The organism is Mesorhizobium sp. CU3, from assembly GCF_006442965.1.
Classification (GTDB): domain Bacteria; phylum Pseudomonadota; class Alphaproteobacteria; order Rhizobiales; family Rhizobiaceae; genus Mesorhizobium.
In genome coordinates this window covers 207,041-226,933 of the sequence record NZ_VFWX01000008.1, presented here as the reverse complement: position 1 = coordinate 226,933, position 19,893 = coordinate 207,041, and the positions used below count along the sequence as shown (strand labels likewise).

Here is a 19,893-nt window from a genome sequence, read left to right as displayed (position 1 = left end):
GGCCGCGCCGAAGCGGTCCGGCTTCGGCGCCTTGGCCGCTTTGTCTTGTCGCGGGTTCTTTTCGCAAAACCGCGTAACATTTTTGCGGAACCCGCTTGAAGGGCGGCGCGAATGAAATTTTCGCGCCTTCGCCTCCTCGGTTTCAAATCCTTCGTCGAGCCCGGCGAGTTCGTCATCGAACGCGGGCTGACCGGCATTGTCGGGCCGAACGGCTGCGGCAAGTCGAACCTCGTCGAAGCCTTGCGCTGGGTGATGGGCGAAAGCTCCTACAAGAACATGCGCGCGTCCGGCATGGACGACGTCATCTTCTCGGGCTCCGGCACCAGGCCGGCGCGCAACACCGCCGAAGTCACGCTTTTCCTCGACAACAGCGACCGAACGGCGCCCTCTGCCTTCAACGACGCCGACGAATTGCAGGTGTCTCGCCGCATCGAGCGCGAGGCGGGTTCGCTCTACCGCATCAACGGCAAGGAAGCCCGCGCCAAGGACGTGCAGCTTCTGTTCGCCGACCAGTCGACCGGTGCCCGCTCGCCTTCGATGGTCGGCCAGGGCCGCATCGGCGAGCTGATCCAGGCCAAGCCGCAGGCCCGCCGCGCGCTGCTCGAAGAAGCCGCCGGCATTTCCGGCTTGCACACACGCCGGCACGAGGCCGAGTTGCGGCTCAAGGCCGCCGAGCAGAACCTCGAGCGGCTCGACGATGTCGTCGGCGAGCTGGAAGGCCAGATCGACAGCCTGAAGCGTCAGGCGCGCCAGGCTTCGCGCTTCAAGAACCTGTCCGCCGACATCCGCAAAGCCGAGGCGACGCTTCTGCATCTGCGCTGGACGCTGGCCAAGACCCAGGAAGGCGAGGCGCGTTCGGCACTTGCCGTCGCCACGACGCTGGTCGGCGACCGCGCCGCGGCCCAGATGGCGGCGGCGCGGGAGCAGGGCATCGCCGCGCACCGGCTGCCGGATTTGCGCGATGCCGAGGCTGCCGCCGCTGCCGCCTTCCAGCGCCTGTCGATCGCCAAGACGCAGATCGAGGAAGAGGCCGGCCGCATCCGCGCCCGCCAGACCGAGCTCGAACGCCGCCTGCAGCAGCTCGATGCCGACATCGCCCGCGAAGAGCGGATGGTGCGCGACAATGCCGACATCCTCGAGCGCCTGCGCGCCGAGGAAGCCGAGCTCAATTCGGACAATGCCGGTGCCGCCGAACGCGAAGCGACCACGCGCGCCGCTTTCGAGCAGGCGGGTGCGACGCTGTCGCAGAGCGAAGCCAAACTTGCCGCGCTGACCGCCGAACGCGCCGAAGCGGCCGCCTCGCGCCATCAGATCGAACGCAGCTTGCGCGAGACCGCCGAGCGCCGCGACCGCTTCGCCCGCCAGCTCGCTGAGGTCGACCGCGAGCTGTCCGACATCGTCTCGCGCATTGCCGGCCTGCCCGATCCGGCCGAGAAGCGGCTGCTGGTTGAGGACGCGCTCGCCCGCCTCGAAGAAGGCGAGGCCGGCACCATCGCCGCAGAGCAGGCGGTGATCGAAGCTCGCGCCGCCGAGGCTGCTGCCCGGCCGCCGCTGCAGGACGCCAGGGCCGAGCTTGCGCGCATCGAGACCGAAGCGCGCACGCTGGCAAAAATCCTTAATGCCGCGAGCGGCGACCTCTTCCCGTCGGTGCTGGAGCAGATCAGCGTCGAACGCGGCTATGAGACGGCGCTCGGCGCGGCACTCGGCGAGGATCTCGATGTCCCGCTCGACCGCAGCGCGCCGGTGCATTGGGGGGAGAGCGCGGTACAGCCCGGCGACGCGGCGCTGCCGGAGGGCGTGAAGAGCCTGGCCAGCGTCGTCAGCGCGCCGGCCCAACTGGCGCGCCGTCTGGCGCAGATCGGCATCGTTGATGCCGCCGATGGCCGGCGTTTGCAGGCGCTGCTGGCGCCAGGACAGCGGCTGGTCAGCCGTGACGGCGCGCTGTGGCGCTGGGATGGTCTGACCGCCAGCGCCGATGCGCCGACCGCCGCCGCGCAGCGGCTGGCGCAGAAGAACCGTTTGGCCGAGCTCGATGCCGAGGCCGTGCAGGCAACACGCGTCGTGCGCGAGGCCGAGGAAGCGCTGGCGCGCGCCGAACAGGCGATGCGCCAGGCAAGCGAAGCCGAGCGCAATGCGCGCCAGGCCGGCCGCGACGCGCAGCACGCCCTGGATGCCGCCCGTAACGCACTGGCCGAGGCCGAGAAGGCCGGCGGCGAACTGGTCAACCGCCGTGCTGCCCTGGACGACGCCCGCGCGCGCATCGTCGACAGCCATGAGGAAACGCAGGCTGCTTTCCTCGAAGCCGAGGCGATGTTGCAGGACGCGCCCGATCTCGGCGATCTGCAATTGCAGCTCGAACAGGCCTCCGCCAACGTCTCGCGCGACCGCGCCACGTTGGCCGATGCGCGCGCCGTGCATGAGGGCTTGCGGCGCGAGGCAGAGGCGCGCATGCGCCGGCTCGACGCCATCGGCGCCGAGCGCAGCAACTGGCTGGAGCGCGCCGAGAACGCCTCGACGCAGATCGCCGCCCTTGGCGAGCGCAAGGCCGAAGCCGAAGCCGAACGTGAACGCCTGGCGGATGCGCCGGACGAGATCGACGCCAAGCGCCGCGCGTTGCTGACGCAGCTTTCCGAGGCCGAAGCGCTGCGCCAGGCGGCGGGCGACCGCCTGCAGGAAGCGGAGAACAAGCAGGCCGAGCTCGACAAGGCGGCGACAGCCGCCATCCAGTCGCTCGCCGAAGCGCGCGAAACCCGCGTCCGCGCCGAGGAGCGCCTGACCGCCGCCGACGAGCGCCGCGCCGAGGTCGAGGCGCGCATCCAGGAGGCGCTGAACACGCCGCCGCATCTGGTCATCAAGCATACCGGCCTCGAGGCCGACGATCCGATGCCCGACATGGCCGAGATCGAGCGCCAACTCGACCGGCTGAAGATCGAGCGCGAGCGGCTCGGCGCCGTCAACCTGCGCGCCGAGGAAGAGCAGAAGGAATTGTCGGAGCGTCTCGAAACCATCGTTTCCGAGCGCGAGGACATCATCGAAGCGATCAGAAAACTGCGTCAGGCGATCCAGAGTTTGAACCGCGAGGGCCGCGAGCGGCTGCTGGCCGCATTCGAGGTGGTCAACGGCCACTTCCAGCGCCTGTTTGCGCATCTGTTCGGCGGCGGCACCGCCGAATTGCAGCTGATCGAATCCGAGGATCCGCTGGAAGCCGGCCTCGAAATCCTCGCCCGCCCGCCGGGCAAGAAGCCGCAGACCATGACGCTGCTTTCCGGCGGCGAGCAGGCGCTGACGGCAATGTCGCTGATCTTCGCCGTCTTCCTCACCAACCCGGCGCCGATCTGCGTGCTCGACGAGGTCGACGCGCCGCTCGACGACCACAATGTCGAGCGCTTCTGCAACCTGATGGACGAGATGTCGAAGACGACCGAGACCCGCTTCGTCATCATCACCCACAACCCGATCACCATGGCCCGCATGGACCGCCTGTTCGGCGTCACCATGGCCGAGCAGGGCGTCAGCCAGTTGGTGTCGGTCGACCTGCAGGCTGCCGAGGCGATGCGCGAAGCGAGCTGAGCTCGGTCGCTTCAGGCCGTCTCACGACAAGAGCTCCTACTTTCTCCGAGGATCGCGGCGACTTTCAGTTCACCCGCCGCGAGATACCGCCGGCGCCGGATTGGATGGTCTGCTGATCCAGGAACCGGCCGGTGAAGCCCGTACACTCCTGGTTTCGGCCCTGATCGCTGATCATCTGGATGCCGGAAAAGCTGCCGTTGCCCATGGGAATTGCCGCCCACAGGCCGCTGCCCTGGTATTGACTGCACGCTCCGCTCTGGTCGCAGACCTGGTTTTGGTACTGCATCTGGCCGTCGGCGCCGTAGCTGACATAGAGGCGGCTGATCTGGCCCGTGTCCGGCGACGACGTCTCGCTATACCAAGTGCCGGCCATCGCTTGCGCGAGCTGCGGATCCCTGCGGCTCGCCATATCGGTGAGCGCCTGGGTCGCGGCCGCGTCGATCTGGCCCGATTGCTGGCTGAGGCAGACGGCATTCTGCGCCGCGGCGGGCGACGCCGCTACCACGCCGCCGATAACGAACAAAACATTCTTGAAGCTCACAGCACCCCCCGGTGTTTATCGATTCTGTCGCCGACGCCCCGGCACCCTGCATTCGAGGAAGCTCGTCGTCTGCGCGTGGAGCATCGGTTGCTCCAGGAGCTTGGCTTTCCAAGAGATATGCTTTCCGAAATCCGTCGACAAAAGCTGCCGCCTGAGCATCGCCGACCGCATCCGCGGCCACAACTAGCGAAACCGCTAGGTTTTCCCGGCTTTCACGCCGGTCGGCATTGCAACCGGAGAGCGATGCCGGCCATTTGGGCAACGACGCGTCCGCCCACTTGCCGCGCGGCAACGCCTTCGCTAGTGCCATCTCATGGCAACGCACAAGCTCGTCAACACCATCTGGCACAATGTCCTCGGCACGATAGCGCCGGCGCTCACGATCGCGTCCGGCGATGTCGTGACGATGGAAACGCTCGACGCTAGGGGCTTCGACAAGCACGGCGAGCAGCAGACGCGAGGACCAAACCCGATGAACGGCCCGGTCTTCGTAACGGGAGCCGAACCTGGCGACGCGCTGCGCGTGGACATCCTGCGAATGGACCCGATCCGCCCCTCCGGCTGGACGATCTCGTCTCTGGCCGCGAACGTCGTCGACCCCGAGGCTGCCCGCGACTTGCCGGCGCGGGAAAAAGCCGACTGGCAGATCGACCTGGTAGAGCGCACCGTGATGTTGCGGGAACCGCCGCCAGGCCTTGAAAATTTCGTGTTGCCGCTCGAACCGATGATCGGCTGCTTTGGCGTGGCGCCCGCCATGGGCCAGGCTTTCTCAACCGCGACGAGCGCCGAGAATGGCGGCAACATGGATTATCGCGGGTTTCGGCCCGGCGCGACCGTCTGGTTCCCCGTTGCCGCAGAGGGCGCGCTCTTCTTCGCGGGCGATTGTCATGCAACGCAGGGCGATGGCGAGATCGTCGGAACCGGGATCGAAACCTGTTTCGAAGTCGAGTTGCGCCTGAGCGTGGAAAAGAACAGGAGGTTGACATGGCCTCGCGGCGAGAACGAGACGCATATTTTCTCGGTCGGCAACGCTCGCCCGCTGGATCAGGCCCTTCAGCATGCGACCACGGACATGTTCAACTGGCTGACCAGCGACTATGGATTGTCCGCCGCGGCTGCATCGCATCTGATGGGACAGGTTGTGCGCTATCAGGTCGGAAACGTGTTCGACCCTGCCTATACGATGGTTTGCCTTATCGAAAAGCGGTGGCTTTCTAGAGCATGAAAAGTGGGAACCGGTTCTTCGGAAAAGATCACACTCCAGCAAAGAGCTGGATCAGGACGGCGATTTAACGAACCCTCGTCCTGATCTAAGCCGGCTTCCGTCGGCTGACAGGGTCGCGACAACCCGTTCGGCACGACGTTGACACTCATGCCTTAAGCACAAGCTGTTATCGATGTCCCCGGGTCGGACAATTTGACGGTTGGCTGGGGTTCCTGGAAGCTTTTCGAACCTTCTGGGTCGCGCCGCAGCCCAAATTGCGAATACTTATGGACAAATTGGGACACTAGATTCGGTTTAAGGATAAATTGGAGACATAGGTGTGGGCGGCCGCTTTGCGCCTCATGGCAGTCATTCACCGCAGTGGCCTTCCAACACAAAAAGCCGGAATGGTGCGAAGCTTGATATTACCTGCAAGCCGGGCGGACCGCAGCGGCCATCCGCAGGGAGCAAAAACTATCGAGGGGCGACAGGACGTATCCTTGGCAGCAGAGAAAACAGAACTGAGCTTGCACCTAGCAGGATGGTCGAGACCTGCAGCGCAGCTTGGTAGTTGCCGCACCAATCGTGGGCCAGCGCGTAGATGATCGGGGATATGGCCAATCCCATCTGGAAGGTGAAAAACACCGTGCCGAAGCAACGGCTGTAGGCGGATCTCGGAAACAGTCTCATCGTAAGGAAGGCGGCGATGTCGAGCTCCGCCCCAAGCGCAGCGCCGACGACCACCGGGGCGGCATAGAGCGCATGCCGGCCGCTAAAGCTGACGAACAGGAAGCCGAGGCTGGCCAGGGCCATTATGGTTGCGGCAACGATGGGGCTAGATAGCCGGTCGAAAATTGCACCCACGGCCAGTCTGCTGACGATTACGGCCGCACCGACAAGACCCGCGAGCGAAGCGACCTGACCGCGCTCGAGTCCGGCATCTGTCAGCATCGGGATCAGGTGCACGACCGCGCCGCCGACGGCGAGCGAGATGCAGGCGATCGCCGCGACCAGCGTCAGCAGCACGCGCTTGTCCGGCTGTCGGCTCGCGTCCGCGATAGCTTGACTGTCACGCCGCTCAGCCCGTCCGGTGCGTGCAAGCAGTATCGTTACGAATGGCACAAGCAGCAGGACGAAAGCACCCAGCGCGATGTAACCGGCGCGCCAGCCGTGCTGATGGATGAACGGCACCAGCGTCAGCGGCGCGACCAGGGCGGCAAGGCCTGAGCCCACCATCGTGAAACCAAGCGCAAAGCCTCGCCTGGCGTTGAAATGGTCGGCTATGATGCGCGAGACCGTCATTGGCGACGCCATCGCCCCGAGCGCAGCCATGACGGCGAAGATCGACCAGAATGCGCCAAGGCTCGCGCCAATCCGGCTCAGGGCAAAGTAGGCCGCGGCATAGACAGCCATGCCGCAGGCAATGAGCAGGCGGATGTCAAGCCGGTCCTGTATCCGGCCGACGACGAAGCCGCCGACAGCCATGCCGATCGTCAGCACGGTCACGGCCACGGAAATCTCGGCTCGGCTCCAGCCGAATTCGGCGCCAAGCGGCACCATGAAAATGCCGGCCGTATAAGGGGGCAGCGAAAAGACAAGGTTGACGAGAAGGCCGGCCAGCAGAACCGGCAAGCCGGCCATGACTTCGTTGGTTGCCGTCGTACCAGTTACCGCGGAATGTGCCGCCATCGCATTCAACTTGTCCGAGCCCTGCGCCAGGCAGCAGGGCTTTCCCCGACTACTTGCGTGAACACGCGAGTGAAGTGGCTCTGGTTGGCAAAGCTGGTCAGGCGCGCGATTTCCTCGATCGGCTGGCGTCCCCGGGTCATCATTTCCTTCGCCCGCTCCACGCGTCGTCCCAGCATCCATCGATGCGGCGGCATGCCATTGCTTTGGGTAAAGGCGCGGGTGAAATGCCTTGCCGAAAGCTTGCAGGCCGTCGCCAAGTCCTCAAGGGAAATGTCGCCGGACAGATTGCTGTCGAGAAGTTCGATGACACGGCGCTGCTGCCACGGCGCCAGCCCGCCCTTGCGGACGCGGTGCGCGGCAATCGCGCCGGCATGTCCGGTCAGCAGATGCAGGGCCGATGCCGTCAATACATGGTCGACGAACAGCCTGCTCGGCTCCTCGGGCCGCTCGAAAGCGGGCAACAACGACCGACCCAACTCGACGAACACCGGCTCATGGAAGAGCCAGCACAGTTGCGTCTGGATCTGCTCAGCGCGCGACAGCTCGTTGGCATCGGCAAGCGCGTGCAGCGCGCGCTGGGGAAAATAGAACTGGACCGAATTGACCGGACTGGCAAAACGCGCTTCGTTCTTCATCCGCAGGTCCATGAACGAGAGCGAGCCGGCCGGCTGCGGCCGCTGAAGCGGCAGCGCGCGGCCATCGATCCAGCTCTCCCGTTCGTAGCCGTCCTGGAAGGTGATCGCCGCAATGAACCCGTCTTCGATCTGGAGCGGCGCGGTTCTGTCGGCCGGCGGCACGTCGACGATCAGTCGCGTGGCGATCATGCTGCTGTTTTGCAGGCGGCGCGATGAAACCGTAGGAGCACTTTCAGCGCCGCAGATCTTCGCCAACCTGTTACCATAGCTTCCTGAGGTCACGACCGTTCCTCCGGTGCGCCCCGGCGCATGAGCGACAGCAGCGCAGGGTTCGCTTTCGACAGCGAGCGGACCATATGGGTCTCGGACTGAAACCCGCAGGCCGCGGCGATCTCCGCCAAGGTAAGGCGCGTCTTCTCCAGGAGCGAGCCTGCCAGAGAAATCCTGTGCCGGTTGAGCCATCGATGGGGCTCCATCCCCGTCGAAAACCTGAATGCGCCAGAAAATTCGGTCGCCGACATGCCAAGTTCACGGGCCATCTCGCGCAACGTGACTGTGCCGCCGAGCGACGCGGCAAGCTGATCGCGGCTCCGGTTGAGTTGCGCGGCGGATAGGCTGTGTTTCACTTTGCCGTCGCGACCAGTCCCACCGTAGCGCCTCAGAATGTGAGCGCCGGCCGCCGTCGTGATATGGTCGACGAACAGCCCGTTGGCCTCTTTCGGGCGCAGGAAAGACGGCAGCAGCGTCCTCGCGAGGCTGGAGAGAGTGACATCCTCGTTGCCGGCGCAATAGTCGTTTGGATACTCGTCCGGCAGGCCGACGTTCTCCATCTCGGCGATCTCGGCCATGGCAGCACGAGGAAGATAGAAGCAGACATAATGGACCGGCGTGGAGCGCACCCCCACCCATTCCTTTCTCAGATCGAAGATCGTCACGGTCCCGGCCTTCAACGGTTGCGCTTTGGTCGGGCGACCGTCCTCGAACAGGAACCGTTTCGGCCAATCCCTGATCTGGGCCATTGCCAGGATCCCATCTTCCGCCGGCACGGGCCGGGTGACATGGATTTCGGTATTGTCAGACCTGATCTCGGTGACCGCAATTCTCGACACACGCAGCATCGAATGAGAGACAAAGGCAGGCGCCTTTTCCACGCCCATGGCACGTCCAAGGGTTCGGCCATAGGCGCCGTCTGTCTTCATCGCGCATGCTTCTCCAGCGATCTCGGAAAGCTAGCTTTTCCGGCGGCCCGCTATAGGACGGATCGGTCACTTTTTGTCCAAAACGGACATGACGATGATGGAATCCGTCGTCCAGAATTCATGGTGGGATGGCGAGGGCTGACAGCACGCCAGCCCCCATCCACATGCGGGGGTCAACGCCCCCAGTGATCGCGGCTTCCCATGTCGTTGGTCACAGGCTTGCGGACGGTAGGGGACGCTTTCGCGGCGCCGATGCTCTCGATGATCGAAGACGTATGGGTTGAATCGAGCGCCGTCGGCGGCCGGTTGATCTGGTCGGCATTGTAGTGGTCGCTCCCTGCAAAAGCGGCGACGGCAGAGATGAAAACACAAGCGGCAGTGAGGCTGACGAGTTTCATGGTGATATCCTTTAGTGAGAGGTTGAACAAAAAGGTAGCGGCTTGCGACAAAACGCCGTTTGTCTGACGTCAGTCTGAGCGAGCGACCATCTGTACTTTGAATGATTGACTTCTCACCCGCTTTCACGAAGCGTGCGGATTTTGTCCACTTTGCGCGTCAACATCCCTTGCATAGCGATCCTCATCGGACCGACAAAAAAGACGGCATGCCGAAGCATGCCGTCTCAGGAAGCGATCGGGAGATGGTGTCGGCTCGGGAGGAGGGCGGGGGACTGCCGACGCGATCGCGACCGCACCTTAGGAGAGGCCGCGCCGCGGATATTTCCTGCGCCGCGCGCGCTTTGCCGGTTCAGGACAAATCAGGCTTCCATGGCTGGATCGGGCAAGACCGGACCGGATCATGACAGATAGTGCTGGCGGGCCATGCTTCACTCGACAGAAGCTAGAAGCGGCAACCGCGCTCCGGAGAAAAATATGGAAAAGACTTGGCTACCCAGCCTGCGCGTGAAAACACCAGAGGAGGGTTTCGCTCTTGCCGTCCGCATGTCGTTGGAGAACCTGAAAGCGATCCAACCATCAGACGAGATCCGCGAAAGACTCCGCATCATTTATGAGGACGACGCCGAAACGCTTATCGCTGCGTCGCAGATCATAGCGATTAATTTTCAGACGATTGCGGCCGCCAACAAATACTGGCCGAACGGTTAAAGCGGTTCGCCGTTTCACGCAGACGTCGGACCGCTCACATTTCCTGGAATTGCTCCAGCCGGAGAATTAGCCCGAATTCTAATGCCGATCTCAGTTCGGCGCCAGATTGCGCGGAGCGATACCATGGCTACGGACAAAGTCGTCGGCGAATTCTGCCACGTTGTCATATCGGAGCAGCTTTGCCACCGCCTCGACGTCGTACCCGCGCGAAAGTAGCTTTCGAGCGCGCTCGGCCCGCAGGCCACGACGCCATGCGTGAATGCTGCTGCCTACCGAGTTCTCGAAGGCGATCGCGAAATCCAGCGGCGAGATAGCTGAATCGGCTGACAGCTCATCGAGCCGGATACCACCGTCCAGGTGCTCGGCGAGCCGTTCCGTTGCATGTGCCGTTTCGCGGCCGGACAGGAGTCTCGGCGCGCGCGCCTTGCATCGCGTATTGCAGGCATGGTTCTTGACAGCATGTGCGGTCGCCGCCACCGCGACATGATCGACAAAGAGCGGGTTGGCCAGGCGCGGATCGCGGAAGCAAGGCGCTATAGCTCGCGCCAGATTGTGCAGAGTCGGATCCGCGACACCGACTCCCGGATTCTGATTGAACGCATCGGCCGCGGTAATGCCCTCCTTTTCCGCGATGGCCAGAAACGCTGCTCTCGGAACGTAGAAACTGACGTGGTGAAAGGCACTGACACTATTGGCCATCGGCGACGAGCGAAGGTCATAGAAATTCGCGGTGCCGGCCTTGAGATAGGACGTGGGGACCTCTCGTCCGTCGAGGAACATGCCGTGGGCGGCGACGTCCCGAAGCTGGATCGTCAGCAGAAAGGAGTCTTCGACGGGGATTGGCTCGGTCAGTCCGGCGTTCTCTTTCTCGCATCGAATCTCGGTCACGGCGATACGCGCATTGGTCAGCGTCTTCGCCACGAAGAAGGGAGCGGTCTCGATCTTGAACGTCTTGCGCAGACGTTCGCCATATGCGCCGGCCTCGTCCATGGTCACCTAAAGCATCTTGCGCCAGTTGCCGGGCGCAATGCCGACGACGCGGGAAAAGACCCGGGTGAAGTGGCTCTGGTCTGCGAAGCCGCAGGCCAGCGCTACTTCGGCGAGAGGAAGTACCGTGGTGCGCAATAGATGCTTGGCGAGATCGCAGCGCCTCAGCACCATCCAGTGGTGCGGCGCGACACCGACGGATTTTTTGAAAGCGCGGGCGAAATGGCGAGGCGAAAGACCGCACTCCTCGGCGAGCCTGGCCAGCGGCAACTCACCGCCGAGATTGGCATCGATGATTTCCTTGGCGCGCCGTTCGAGTCGTTCGGTCAGGCCGCCAGTCACACCTTTGCCTGGCAGGCGCAGTCCGCCATAGCGGTGCCCGATATGCGAGGCGACGGCGAGCGTGGTGTGGTCGAGGAACAGCTGGCTGGCATAGGCCGGATTGTCGAACGCAGGCAGCATGGCCGCGCTCAGTGCGCCTATGATCGGATCGTCAGCCGGAATGTCGGCACGCTGGCTGAGCTCCGTGAACGGCGTGGTTTCGTTTTCTTCTGCAATCGCATCGAAGGCTGAGCGCGGCAGGTAATACATCATGCAATTCGAAGTCTCGCCGATATAGGCGAGCGGATCGCTCCGCAGGTCATAAAAACTCGTCTGCCCGCCGAAAAAAGGGAGCTTGCCCGTACCCTTGCCGTTGATCCACAGCTCGTGATCAATGCAGTCCTCGATCTGGTAGGCCACGAGGTATGCATCTTGCGAAGGAATGGAAGATGTCATGCTTGGTTTTCGGCATTTGATGTGGGTGACGGCAATTTCGGACCGCTTCAGCGTCCTGGAGACGATCGCGGGCGCTGTATCCAGCTGGAAATGATCGCCTAGACTGCGGCCATAGACTCCGTGCGTGCCCATCCCGTTTCTCCTGCGCTGATCCGACCTTGCCGAAAAAATACCGGTTCAGGACGCGGACAATACCACCCTCCGTGCCTCTGACGACGTCACGTTTCCACGATCTTTTGTACAAAAAGGACGAAATCGGCGTGGTGTTTCCAGCCGATCCCGTCACGATCCGTCTGCCGGGAGATAATCGATCCCCCGCCGAAACTTTGCGATCACTGGGCGTCGGCGACGGCGGGCTGGGCAATGCTTTCCGCCGCGGCAATAATCGCCTTGGCCACATCCTTCGGATGGCTCAGCATCGCCACATGGCTGGAGTCGAGCTTGACCACCTTGGCCTTGATGTTGGCCGACATGCCCGCCTGGAAGCGTGGATCGATCATATGATCCGCGCCGCTCAGTACATACCAGGACGGCTTCGTCTTCCAGGCTGCGACGGTGATGGTGTCATCGAGGCAGCGCGCCGCCCAAGGCCCTTGGGTCGCGGCGACGACCTTGGCTTCTGCGCGCGGCAAATCCTGGGCGAAGTCGCTGATTATGGCCTCCTCGGGCAAGGTAAGATAGCCGCCGGAATCGACCTTGAGCTTCGCCGTCCACGGCGCGGGCGGGAACGGCTTGGTCATGCTGTTGATCGACTGCCCTTCATCGGGCGCGAACGCAGCGACATAGACGAGCGCCTTGACCTTGGGATCGTCGCCGGCCTGGGTGATAACGGCGCCGCCCCAGGAATGGCCAACCAAGACGACGGGACCGGTCTGCTGATCGACCGCCCGTTTCGTCGCGGCAGCGTCGTCGGCCAGCGAGGACAGCGGGTTCTGCACCGCAACCACATGCAGGCCACGGCTTTCAAGCAAGGGGATGACTTTCGACCAGCTCGAACCGTCGGCGAATGCGCCGTGGACGAGAATCACGGTGCTGCCGGACAGGTCTCGTGGCGCGGATTGAGCTGAAGCCACAGCCAGGCCCATCGTGGCCGTCACCGACAAGGCCGTGCCCGCGGCGCGCCAGTTGATGGTTGAGAGTATGTCGCTCAGATGCTGCATAACGGTTCTCCTATTTCATCGGGGTGGTTAACGGGGTATCGCCGTCGTCGACGATAAAGACGGCGAGCAGGCTTGCGGGATTGGTGTCGCTCGCATTCTCGCTGACGCGATGCTGCGACCCGGGCGCTTCGTAAAATTTCTCGCCGGTCTTGTAGATGCGGACCGGGCCGTCGCCGACCTGACTGCGTATCTGCCCGGCCAGGACGTAGGCAAAGATGAAGGCCGACGGCGCATGGGTGTGAGGAGTGGACTTCGCGCCGGGTGGATAGTCGACTCGCACCGCAACGATCTTCTTTCCCGGCACGTTCGGAAGAGACTGCTCGAAGATCGGCGTGGCCGTCTCGGCAGCACGCAAAGGTGTGGCGGCAGAGACTAGCCCTAGGAGCCCAAGGGCGGACCCGATCGCTGCGAGACGGGAGCGCCTGCTGTCTGCGGATTGGGGCATGTCAGTTGCCTTCCACGGCAAACAAGATGCTGGCGAAGTCTTCCGCCGTTTCCTTACGCTGCCAATCGCGCTGCAATTCGCAGATGAGCTGGACCCAGCTGGTCGGCTTCGCGCCCGCCTGAACCATGCGGCTCACCGCCAGCGCGTGGGCTTCGGATGAAGTCCCGCCGACGGCGTCGACGACGGGATAGACCTCATAGCCGTCATGCAGTGCGTCGAGAGTCGGGAAGCAAAGGCAGACCTCCGTCCAGAGGGCGGCGATCACCAGCTTGCGACGGCCCGTCTTCTCCACCGCGGCGCGGAAGTCGTCGTCCTCCCAGGCATTGATCGTCGTCCGGTCGAACGGCTCGGCAGGGAGGATTTCCGACAATTGGTGGATCATCGGCCGATTGATGCCTGTTTTGACGTTGACGGTTGTGGTGACGACGGGAACGCCGAAAAGCTTGGCCGTGCGGGCTAAGGCGGTGATGTTGGCGACCAGCTCGCGGCGGTCCCGGGAGGCAACCGAGCCGACCTGGATCGGCTGGTAGTCGATGATCAGGACCGCACAATTCTGTGGTGTCAGCAGATGGTCGCCGACGGGATCGCGCGGCATTGCAGAGGAAGTCATGGCTTGTCCTTTGGGGCTATGGGGCGGCCGCCGTCGCGCGGGCGCCGGGCATTGGCATGAGAGAGCGGGCGTGGTTCAATCACCGGCGATGAAGGGCACCAAAAGGTCGATCGCCTGTTTCGGTTGCTCTTCCATGATCCAGTGGCCGGAGTCGCGGATGACGGCAGCTTGGACATTTGCCGCTGCAAAGCCGACCTCGATGGCCAGCTTGGACCCGTAGGAGTGGTCGCCGCCGATGGCCAGCACCGGCATCGTCAACTTGCCCCGGTTGACCAGCAGTGCCTGGTTGTCGCGGGCGTCCTGGTCAAAAGCGGCGAACTGACCGCTGAACGCGTCGTGGATCGCGCCGGGTAGTGAGTAGAGCGCCGCATAATGGTTGCGTGTCTGCTCGTCGATCGCCGCCGGGTTCGCCGACATGTCGTTGTAGAAGCGGTCGAGCAGGATGCGCTCGCGGCCAGCCACCAGGCGCTCGACGTCCGGCCCGCGGAAATTGAAGTGCCAGGTCTTGGGATTCTCGAGCTGGTCGTTCCAGTGGCCAATGCCGGGCAATGGTGCATCCATCACCGCCCATTTCGTCACGCGCGCTGGATACTGTGCCGCCAGCGCGTAGCCGACCATGTTGCCTATGTCGTGGGTGACGAGGTCGATATGATGGACGCCGAGCTTGTCGAGGATCGCCGCGAGGTCGCGGGCTTGGGCGACCTTCTCGTAGCCGGCGTCGGGATGCGACGACAGCCCCATGCCGCGAAGGTCGGGCACAATCACCATATGATCCTTCACGAGCAGTTCGGCCAGCGGTTCCCACATGTCGCCGGTATCACCGAAGCCGTGCAGCAGAAGGACGGCAGGCCCCTGCCCACCGACGCGGACGTAAAGGGTGCCACCGCTCACCGGCATCTGGCTCGCCTGGAAGCTGGACGGAAACGGCTTCACCTCCGCCTCCGCCGGGGCAGATATGGCAAGAAGCGCCAGCATTGCGGGCGCCAGGGCATCGCGGGAAAGAGAGGGAAACATGGGCAATCTCCGTTCGGTTACAGATCGGAGTATTGCCGGGAGGGTGGCGCGGCTCTTTGCGAAACTTGCCGAGACTTTGCGGAAAAGGACATGATCGAATTTCCGGTTTGAGGCCGAGCTTGAACCTTCGGCCACCCCCCAACTTTCCCATCCGGAAGTCGACGGTCTGCATTCACGCCCACCCGTTATCCGCATTCGCGGATCGCAATGTCAGCCTATCGGCGCACGCGAAACTTGGAACTGGATGAAAGGCCTTGGGTGATAGGCCTTGGATTGTGCTGTTAGCCGATCGATCCGGGCGATGCCGGTTTCGAGGGCAGGCGTGCCAGCGGCAACCACATATTGACGGTCGTGCCGCTGCCCTCTGCGCTAGTGATCGAAAGCAGTCCGTTCTGGTGTTCCAGACTCTGCCGCACGGTCATCAACCCCAGTCCCGATCCATGCGCCTTCGTTGAGAAACGCGACTGTCCGACCTGCTCCAAGATGGCTTCGCTCATGCCGATACCGGAGTCGGAAATCGACAGGCGGACCATGAAATCGGCGTGGTGACACTTCGCGGAGACAGGACGCTCCAGCAAGGCAGCGACGACAAGATTACCGCCGTCGGGCATGGCATCGCGCGCATTCAGCACGAGGTTAAGGAGAGCCCGTTCGAGGAGCGGCTCGTCGAACTGGACCGGCGGCAGGTCGGCGGACGTTTCGACTCTTAGGGCGACGTCGGATCCGATTGCTCCGGCCATAACCGGCTCGAACCGGGCAAGAAGTTCGCCGACATGGACGACTCCCGGATTGGCTTGAAGCGCGTGCCTGTTGTCGAGCAGCTGCCGTGTTAGGATTCCGGCCCTGTAAGCGCAAAAGATCGCACCGTCGATCCTGCGCATCTGCTTCTCAGAACCGACTTTCTGGCGCTGCAGGTCGATGAGGATGCTCACGATTGGCGTGAGGAAATTGTTGAAGTCGTGAACGATGGACGCAAGCCGCGCTTGGGCCGCGGCGGAGCCATCGGCAGCTATCCTTGAGTCAATGTCGAGCGGTTCGTGGTCCATTGTCTGCCTGGTCCGTTCGAGTGACTTGGAGAACTTCCGCCGAATGAGCCTTGGGTACGCGGCGAGATGGATGCCTTACCGATCATTTTCAGGCGCAACCCGCAGCACGATCTTGCCACGGCGATGGGGGCGGCGCCCCTCAAGCATTTCGTGCGCCTCGACGGCCGAGGCTAGGGGTAGAACTTCGCCGACCTTTCCGACGAGGTCTCCCCGCTCCAGCATGGACGCGATCTTGTCGAGTCGCGCGGTGCTGACATCGACCAGGAAGAAGCTGGACCGCACCCCATGCCGCGCCGCTTCCACTTCGTTCGGCCGGGATACAGTCGAGACGAGGATGCCTCTTGGCTTGAGGATCGATAGCGAGCGACGCTGAGTCTCGCCGCCGACCAGGTCGATGACAGCGTCGACATCGCTTAGCTTTTCCTCGAAGCGCTCTTTCGTGTAGTCGATTGTGTGGCTTGCGCCGAGGCTGCGCACATAGTCGGTGTCCGCCTCTGCGACGACGGCGACCACATTGGCTCCGGCCCTGCTTGCCAATTGGACAGCGAAGGCGCCGACATTCCCGGCCGCGCCATGGATCAGCACCGTTTGGTCGGCCGCGAGTTCGGCATGCTCGAAAATCGCCTGCCATGCCGTAACCGCAATGACAGGAATAGATGCAGCTTCGATATCGCCTAGCCTGGCAGGCTTCCTGGCAATCATCGCCGCCGATGCCACAGCGTATTCGGCGTACGCGCCGACAAAGCGGGGATTGGTCGCTCCGAAAACCGAATCTCCGCGGGCGAATGCGAAGACATCGGCGCCAACGGATTCCACTGTACCTGCCAGGTCGGCTCCCGGCGTCAGCGGTAGAGGCTGGGGCAAGACGCTCTTGCCGCCGCGTACCCACCCGTCCCAGGGACCGACGCCGGCGGCGTGGACACGAACCAGGACTTCGCCTGGACCGGCAACGGGACGATCTACTTCCTCCATCTGGATCGCTTCGGGCGGACCGAAACGATTTACGCGCGCTGCTATCATCGTCTGCCCGTTGACGGAGGGCGTCAAAACAGCGGTATCGTTCATGGCCGGGTCTCCTTAGGTGGTTGGTTGCCGATCAGTCGCTTCGCCAGAAACAAAGCGGGCGCTGCGCCGGCAGAAAACAATACGAGCGCGAAGAACGCCTCATCGAATGCGATCGCTCCAACCTGCCTCCCGAGCATTTGTTGAAGTAGGGGGATTGCGATCCGGGAAGAAGCTCCCCCGGCGAGGCCGCGTTCGGCGAGTGAGGCTGCCACGGCACCCAGCCGCGATTCCAGCCGCGGGTCTCCGTCGACGAGGTGCGCGGACAGTATCGTGGTAGCGAGCGATGATTGATGATCGATGTATGTCTGTAGGGACGCCGTTCCGAGCTGGCCGCCAAGCTGCTTGCAGAAGTCGAACAGGCCGATGCCGAACGGCAGGGAGTTATTTCCAAGGCCCGGCAACGCGATGATCGTCAGTGAAATGAACAAAAGTCCAAGTCCGAAGCCGCGCAGGAGCAGGGGAAAAGCAAGGTCTGCAGGTCCGCTGGCACTTGTTGCGCCGGAGAGCATCCACATTGCCCCGGCAAAAAGCGCGATGCCGAGCGGCACAGGCGCGATCGGCATCAGGCCAACCTGTATAGCGACGCCGGCCAGCAGCATCGCAACGCCAAGCATCGCACCGCTGGGAAGCAGCAGAGTCCCCGCGTCGGTGGCCGTCATTCCGAGCACGTTGAGCGCGAAGGCAGGAACCAGATAGGAGGTTCCCGACAGGGCGAAGCCGGCGACGACGCTGGCCAGCAGCCCGAAACGAAACCCTGGATTGCGCAAGAGAGATAGACGGATCAGCGAGGAGTTCGCGTCGCCCCATTCCAGAACAATGAATAGGCCGACAGCCAGCGACCCCAGCAGAGCGAGGCCTGCAATCAGCCTGTCATCCAGCCAGTTGAAGCGGCTCCCCTGTTGTAGAACGTAGGTGATCGCAGCGGCGGCGACACCAAGAAGCAATATCCGGAAGAGCGGCAGTTCGATCCGTTGACCGATGGGCCGATCCCCATCCGCGGCAAGCAGGACGAGTGCCGCAATGCCGAGCGGGACATTGCAGAGGAATATCCAGTTCCAGGAAAGGTGGTCAACGAACCAGCCTTGCAGGGCCGGCGTCAACGTCGTCGGCGCCATCACCGCGCCGATGGCGAACATGGCCTGCACGGAAGGCTGTCGATCACGCGCGAAGCGAAAGAACAGCAGAGCTTGCCCGGCGACGAGGATTGCGCTTCCCGCAAATCCCTGAAAGGCCCTGCAAGCATAAATCCATGTGAGATCGGTCGACAGGGTTATCGCCGTGCAAGACAGCAGCAGCACAACCGTGCCCGCGCGCAGGCAGGCAGTCGGCCTCAGCACTGCGATGAACAAGGGAACGGTGAGGAAGCCCACAAGCTTTGCGGCGACGAAGACAATATCGGCAGTGGCCAATTCGTCCGTCGTCGCGTGAATGTCACCAAGGATGCCGATGCGCCCGATCGAAAGCGCCGTGCTGGCGATGGCGTCCATGGATACCGCGATGACGGTCCCGGAGAGGACGGAAATCGCCTGCAGAAGTGTCATGGGGTACCAGCCTTGATGGCTGTGTTTGGCCGAGATGCTCATTGCCAGACGCCCTGATGCTCGGCGGCACCTGTCCCGTCCTCAACGCGCACTGCTACCCGTACCGAAAGTCCAGGAACGAGACGGCCCGGTAACGGATTGGCCTTGAGCCTGATCTTAACCGGCACGCGCTGGACGATGCGGATAAAATTACCCGTCGCATTGTCAGGCGGCAGCAGGCTGAAGGCAGCGCCACTGCCTGGCGCGAAACTGTCGACGACACCTTGGATAGGAATCCCGGGGTATTCGTCCACGGTGATGCGGACAGCTTCTCCAGCCTTGACGGAACCGAGCTCCGTTTCCTTGAAATTGGCGACGACCCACACATCGTCGACCGGCACGATGTCCAGAACGGTCACGCCAGGCGTAACGTAGCGACCGACACGGACCTGTCTGTTGCCGATGACGCCGTCGATTGGCGCCGTCACCAGCGTTTGCGCAAGATCAAGCGCGGCCAGGTCAAGAGCGGCATTCGCTTGCGACAGTGCCGCCGCGGCGCCCATCGACTGCGCCGTCAGAACATCGATCTTCAATTTCTGGGCAGAAAGATTTGCCTCAGCGCCGCGAAGAGAGGCCGCCGCCCTGTCAGACGCTGCCTGCGCGTCCTGGAATTTCTGTTCGCTTGCGGTTCCGCTTCTTTGCAATTTTGCGTAGCGGTCAAGGTCGGCTTCGGCGAATTCCTGTTCCGCCGCCGCCGACTGACGCTGCGCATCGGCCTGCGCAACCAGCGCGTCTTGAAGCGTCAACGTCGCTTCGATGTCGGCAATCTCGGCCTGCCGGGCCGCGACATTGGCTTTCGACTCATTTACCTTCGCCCGGAAATCGCGATCATCGATCCGGAAAAGAAGGTCGCCCTTTCTGACCCGGTCGTTGTCGCCTATCGCTACTGACGTGACATATCCCGCCAGCCTCGGAGCAATGCTGGTGATGTCACCGTGCAGATACGCATTGTCGGTCGCGACCTCGAAGCGTGCCAGCGTGTACCATTGCCATCCCCAGCCCAGGCTAAGGATGGTTGTCACCGTGGCGACGATAGCGATCGCTAATTTGCGAGCCGCGCGCATTTCTAACCCCGTAATCCGTGGGACGAATGCGGGCAGCATGAATTGTGAGCGCGTGGATCACTTGAATGATGCGAGCGCCCTATGGCGTTTCCGGCCACAAACGCGCGGGCGCTATATGAGATTTAGAGTGTCAGCTGTCTATTCAATGACGCCGGCGGTTCTACAATCGGGAATCGATTGGGGTTCCTGGAAGCTTTTCGA

18 protein-coding genes are annotated in these 19,893 nt (G+C 63.0%); 3 read left to right on the top strand and 15 right to left on the bottom strand.

The window, feature by feature from the left end; translation table 11 throughout:
- Positions 1-111: 111 nt before the first annotated feature.
- Positions 112-3,570: a chromosome segregation protein SMC gene (smc, locus tag FJ988_RS14755; protein ID WP_140818853.1), complete on the top strand. Its 3,459-nt coding sequence runs from the start codon at positions 112-114 to the stop codon at positions 3,568-3,570.
- A gap of 64 nt (positions 3,571-3,634) precedes the next feature.
- On the opposite strand, the gene FJ988_RS14750 is transcribed toward smc, so the two are convergent.
- Entirely contained in the window at positions 3,635-4,111 is a 477-nt protein-coding gene (locus tag FJ988_RS14750) for a hypothetical protein (RefSeq protein WP_140818851.1), read from the bottom strand.
- A gap of 313 nt (positions 4,112-4,424) precedes the next feature.
- Between FJ988_RS14750 and FJ988_RS14745 the strand changes: the two genes are divergently transcribed.
- Positions 4,425-5,336 carry an acetamidase/formamidase family protein gene (locus FJ988_RS14745; RefSeq protein ID WP_140818849.1) on the top strand — a complete coding sequence of 304 codons (912 nt, stop codon included), beginning with the start codon at positions 4,425-4,427 and terminating at the stop codon, positions 5,334-5,336.
- A gap of 453 nt (positions 5,337-5,789) precedes the next feature.
- Here FJ988_RS14745 and FJ988_RS14740 read toward each other — a convergent pair whose 3' ends face one another.
- The 4 genes from FJ988_RS14740 to FJ988_RS14725 all read right to left on the bottom strand — a co-directional run bounded on the left by FJ988_RS14740 (position 5,790) and on the right by FJ988_RS14725 (position 9,236).
- The gene (locus tag FJ988_RS14740; protein WP_246688554.1) at positions 5,790-7,004 is read right to left on the bottom strand and encodes an MFS transporter; all 1,215 of its coding nucleotides are present in this window, start codon (positions 7,002-7,004) and stop codon (positions 5,790-5,792) included.
- Between the two features lie 5 nt (positions 7,005-7,009).
- Positions 7,010-7,894 carry a helix-turn-helix domain-containing protein gene (locus FJ988_RS14735; protein WP_140818845.1) on the bottom strand — a complete coding sequence of 295 codons (885 nt, stop codon included), beginning with the start codon at positions 7,892-7,894 and terminating at the stop codon, positions 7,010-7,012.
- Positions 7,895-7,917: 23 nt separating this feature from the next.
- Complete coding sequence (locus FJ988_RS14730; protein WP_140818843.1) at positions 7,918-8,838, bottom strand: AraC family transcriptional regulator; 921 nt, start codon at positions 8,836-8,838, stop codon at positions 7,918-7,920.
- Between the two features lie 173 nt (positions 8,839-9,011).
- The gene (locus FJ988_RS14725; RefSeq protein ID WP_140818840.1) at positions 9,012-9,236 is read right to left on the bottom strand and encodes a DUF680 domain-containing protein; all 225 of its coding nucleotides are present in this window, start codon (positions 9,234-9,236) and stop codon (positions 9,012-9,014) included.
- Positions 9,237-9,710: 474 nt separating this feature from the next.
- Here FJ988_RS14725 and FJ988_RS14720 point away from each other — a divergent pair, with 474 nt between their 5' ends.
- The gene (locus tag FJ988_RS14720; protein WP_140818838.1) at positions 9,711-9,944 is read left to right on the top strand and encodes a hexameric tyrosine-coordinated heme protein; all 234 of its coding nucleotides are present in this window, start codon (positions 9,711-9,713) and stop codon (positions 9,942-9,944) included.
- A 90-nt stretch (positions 9,945-10,034) separates the two neighbouring features.
- Here FJ988_RS14720 and FJ988_RS14715 read toward each other — a convergent pair whose 3' ends face one another.
- From FJ988_RS14715 to FJ988_RS14670, 10 genes are all read right to left on the bottom strand, one after another.
- Positions 10,035-10,934 (bottom strand): AraC family transcriptional regulator, encoded by a 900-nt coding sequence (locus FJ988_RS14715; RefSeq protein WP_140818987.1) that lies wholly within the window; start codon positions 10,932-10,934, stop codon positions 10,035-10,037.
- Positions 10,935-10,940: 6 nt separating this feature from the next.
- Complete coding sequence (locus FJ988_RS14710) at positions 10,941-11,840, bottom strand: helix-turn-helix domain-containing protein (RefSeq protein WP_140818836.1); 900 nt, start codon at positions 11,838-11,840, stop codon at positions 10,941-10,943.
- A gap of 200 nt (positions 11,841-12,040) precedes the next feature.
- The gene (locus FJ988_RS14705; protein WP_246688551.1) at positions 12,041-12,868 is read right to left on the bottom strand and encodes an alpha/beta hydrolase; all 828 of its coding nucleotides are present in this window, start codon (positions 12,866-12,868) and stop codon (positions 12,041-12,043) included.
- 10 nt (positions 12,869-12,878) lie between these two features.
- Entirely contained in the window at positions 12,879-13,223 is a 345-nt protein-coding gene (locus FJ988_RS14700) for a cupin domain-containing protein (RefSeq protein WP_407067716.1), read from the bottom strand.
- Positions 13,224-13,314: 91 nt separating this feature from the next.
- On the bottom strand, positions 13,315-13,908 hold the full coding sequence (locus tag FJ988_RS14695; protein ID WP_246688550.1) for an isochorismatase family protein: 594 nt from the start codon (positions 13,906-13,908) through the stop codon (positions 13,315-13,317).
- 90 nt (positions 13,909-13,998) lie between these two features.
- Positions 13,999-15,072 carry an alpha/beta hydrolase gene (locus tag FJ988_RS14690; protein ID WP_348644322.1) on the bottom strand — a complete coding sequence of 358 codons (1,074 nt, stop codon included), beginning with the start codon at positions 15,070-15,072 and terminating at the stop codon, positions 13,999-14,001.
- 146 nt (positions 15,073-15,218) lie between these two features.
- Positions 15,219-15,983 (bottom strand): ATP-binding protein, encoded by a 765-nt coding sequence (locus tag FJ988_RS14685; RefSeq protein WP_140818830.1) that lies wholly within the window; start codon positions 15,981-15,983, stop codon positions 15,219-15,221.
- Positions 15,984-16,058: 75 nt separating this feature from the next.
- A complete protein-coding gene (locus FJ988_RS14680) occupies positions 16,059-17,048 on the bottom strand; it encodes an NADP-dependent oxidoreductase (RefSeq protein WP_246688549.1) in 990 nt (329 codons plus the stop codon).
- Positions 17,045-18,631 carry an MFS transporter gene (locus tag FJ988_RS14675; protein WP_140818828.1) on the bottom strand — a complete coding sequence of 529 codons (1,587 nt, stop codon included), beginning with the start codon at positions 18,629-18,631 and terminating at the stop codon, positions 17,045-17,047. The genes FJ988_RS14680 and FJ988_RS14675 overlap by 4 nt, the downstream gene beginning before the upstream one ends.
- On the bottom strand, positions 18,628-19,692 hold the full coding sequence (locus tag FJ988_RS14670) for an HlyD family secretion protein (RefSeq protein ID WP_140818826.1): 1,065 nt from the start codon (positions 19,690-19,692) through the stop codon (positions 18,628-18,630). Before FJ988_RS14670 ends, FJ988_RS14675 begins: the two co-directional genes overlap by 4 nt.
- Positions 19,693-19,893: the final 201 nt, after the last annotated feature.